Genomic DNA, 2,315 nt, shown 5'->3' on the forward strand with positions numbered 1-2,315 from the left:
GGTCAGCCCGCCCTGGTCACCCGCGGCCGGCCCGCCGGGGGGTAGCAGACCCGCCTGTTGCCAGCCCCCGAAACCACGCCGGCCGCACCGGCTTCACGCCGGTGCGGCCGTTTCTGCGTACGCGGGATCAGCGCGGCCGGCGGCGCTCCAGGAACTCGGTCATCCGGCGCTGCTTCTCGTCGTCCTCGAAGAGCACCGCCTGGCTGACCAGGTCGAGGTGCGGGTGCGCGGCGGCCGGCGCGTCCACCGCCAGCTTGGTCAGCCGCACCGCCAACGGTGAGCCCAGGGCGATCTCGTCCAGCAACGCGTGCGCCACCGTCAGCAGCTCGCCGGGCTCGTCCACCACCCGGTTCACCAGGCCGATCCGCAGCGCCTCAGCGGCGTCCACCCGCCGGCCCGTGAAGAGCAGCTCCTTGGCCCGGCCCTCGCCGATCAACGCCGGCAGCCGGTGGGTCGCGCCGGCGCCGGCCAGGATGCCCAACCGCACCTCCGGTTGCCCGAAGACCGCCCGCGCCGTGCACACTCGCAGATCGCAGGCGTACGCCAGCTCCGCGCCACCGCCCAACGCCGGGCCGTCGACGGCCGCCACGGTCGGCATCGGCAGCGCCCGGATACGGGCGAAGGCAGCCGAGTTGATCGCAGCGAGGGCGTCCGTGCGACCCCGTTCGCGAAGTTGGCCGATGTCGGCGCCACCGGCGAAGATGCCCGACGCGCCGCCGGTGAGCAGCAGCAGGCGCGGGCGGGCCTCCAACTCGGCGCAGACCTGGTGCAGCTCGGCGATCAGGTCGGCGTCGATGGCGTTGCGCTTCTCCGGCCGGTCCAGCGTGACCACCAGCCGGTCCGGACGCTCCTCGATCCGCAACCCGCTCACTGCCTGACCCCGCCTTCCCAGCGGTAGAACCCCTGCCCGGACTTCTTGCCCAGCCGCCCGGCGGCCACCATCTCCACCAGCAGCGGCGGCGGCGCGAAACGGTCCCCGTACGCGGCCTGAAGGGTGCGGGCGATGTCCAGCCGCACGTCGAGCCCAACCAGGTCGGTGAGCTCCAACGGCCCGATCGGGTGCCGGTAGCCGAGCACCATGGCCTTGTCGATGTCCGCCGGGCTGGCCACCTCGTCGGCGACCATCCGGATGGCCTCCAGCCCGAGGGTGACCCCGAGCCGGGAGGTGGCGAATCCGGGCATGTCGCGTACGACGACGGGGTCCTTGCCGAGCCGGCCGGCGAGTGCGACGGCCGCGGCGGTGGTCTCCTCGGCGGTGGCCGGGCCGACCACGATCTCCAGCAGCGCCATCGCCCAGACCGGGTTGAAGAAGTGCAGGCCGAGGAAGCGCTCGGGCGCGTCCAGCTCGGCGGCCAGCGCCCCGATGGCGATGCTGGAGGTGTTGCTGCCCAGCAGTGCCGGACGCAGCGCGGCGGCGTCCCGGAGAACCGCACGCTTCAGCTCGAGGCGCTCCGGCACCGCCTCCACGATCACCTGGGGGGCGGGAGCGACATCGGCGAGGGTTGGGCGCAGCGTCACCCGCTGCCGGTTCGTGGCGGCCTCGTCGGCGCTCAACTTCCCGCGCTGCACAGCCCGCTCCCACAGCTCGGCGAGCCGGTTCAGCGCGGCCGTACCCCGCTCGGGGTCCACCTCGACCAACTCGACGGCGTGCCCGGCGCCGGCCGCCACGTACGCGATGCCAAGCCCCATCGTGCCGGCACCGACGACCACGAAACGATCGCTCATCACGCCTCCCTGTCCCGCCCGCCGACGCGCGGGGTCCCCGCTACGCCGGCCCGGGTGTCCCGCCCGCTCCGCTCGCTCATGGTGCGACCCTAGACAGCGCGACGACCCGGTCCATGCGTGGGGGAGCGCCGGATCGGGTAATGACGCCCCGTCAACCGAGGGAAGGACCGCATCGACATGAGCCAGGCACCGGAGAGCGTCACCGCCGGGGAGACCGTGGAGACCCGAGGCGACGAGCGGGTCGAACTGCTGCGCGCCGACACCAACAACGACGGCAAGACCGACGTGTGGGTGGTCGACACCGACGGCGACGGCAAGGCGGACCTGTTCCAGTTCGACACCGACGGTGACGGCAAGGTGGACATCACCATGGTCGACATCGACGAGGACGGCCAACCGGACGAGGTGGTCGACGGCGACGGCGGCCTTCCGCCCGAGCAGCTCCCCCCGACCGTCCAGGTCTGAGACGTACGGACGGCCCCCGCTCTCCGCCCGGCGGTGGGGGGGGGGCGGGCCGCTGAGTGGACGAGGGGCCGGGTGGCCAGGTGGGAGGGGGGGGCACCGGCGGCCCCCTCGGTGTGCCGCCCACC

General features: G+C 73.7%; 3 protein-coding genes. 1 reads left to right on the plus strand and 2 read right to left on the minus strand.

What is annotated here, in order from left to right:
* Nucleotides 1-127 precede the first annotated feature (127 nt).
* Nucleotides 128-871 carry an enoyl-CoA hydratase/isomerase family protein gene (locus AB0B48_RS32865; RefSeq protein WP_357208494.1) on the minus strand — a complete coding sequence of 248 codons (744 nt, stop codon included), beginning with the start codon at nt 869-871 and terminating at the stop codon, nt 128-130.
* Nucleotides 868-1,725: a 3-hydroxyacyl-CoA dehydrogenase family protein gene (locus AB0B48_RS32870; RefSeq protein ID WP_357208496.1), complete on the minus strand. Its 858-nt coding sequence runs from the start codon at nt 1,723-1,725 to the stop codon at nt 868-870. The genes AB0B48_RS32865 and AB0B48_RS32870 overlap by 4 nt, the downstream gene beginning before the upstream one ends.
* Before the next feature lie 177 nt (nt 1,726-1,902).
* On the opposite strand from AB0B48_RS32870, the gene AB0B48_RS32875 reads away from it, so the two are divergent.
* Complete coding sequence (locus tag AB0B48_RS32875; protein ID WP_355004718.1) at nt 1,903-2,190, plus strand: hypothetical protein; 288 nt, start codon at nt 1,903-1,905, stop codon at nt 2,188-2,190.
* Nucleotides 2,191-2,315: the final 125 nt, after the last annotated feature.

Origin of the sequence: Micromonospora sp. NPDC049089, from assembly GCF_040648775.1 — a bacterium.
Lineage (GTDB): Bacteria > Actinomycetota > Actinomycetes > Mycobacteriales > Micromonosporaceae > Micromonospora.

What these genes read in the sequence shown, in the direction of transcription:
- AB0B48_RS32870 (WP_357208496.1), bottom strand. Translation starts at nt 1,725, where the DNA reads ATGAGCGATCGTTTCGTGGTCGTCGGTGCCGGCACGATGGGGCTTGGC.
- AB0B48_RS32875 (WP_355004718.1), top strand. Translation starts at nt 1,903, where the DNA reads ATGAGCCAGGCACCGGAGAGCGTCACCGCCGGGGAGACCGTGGAGACC.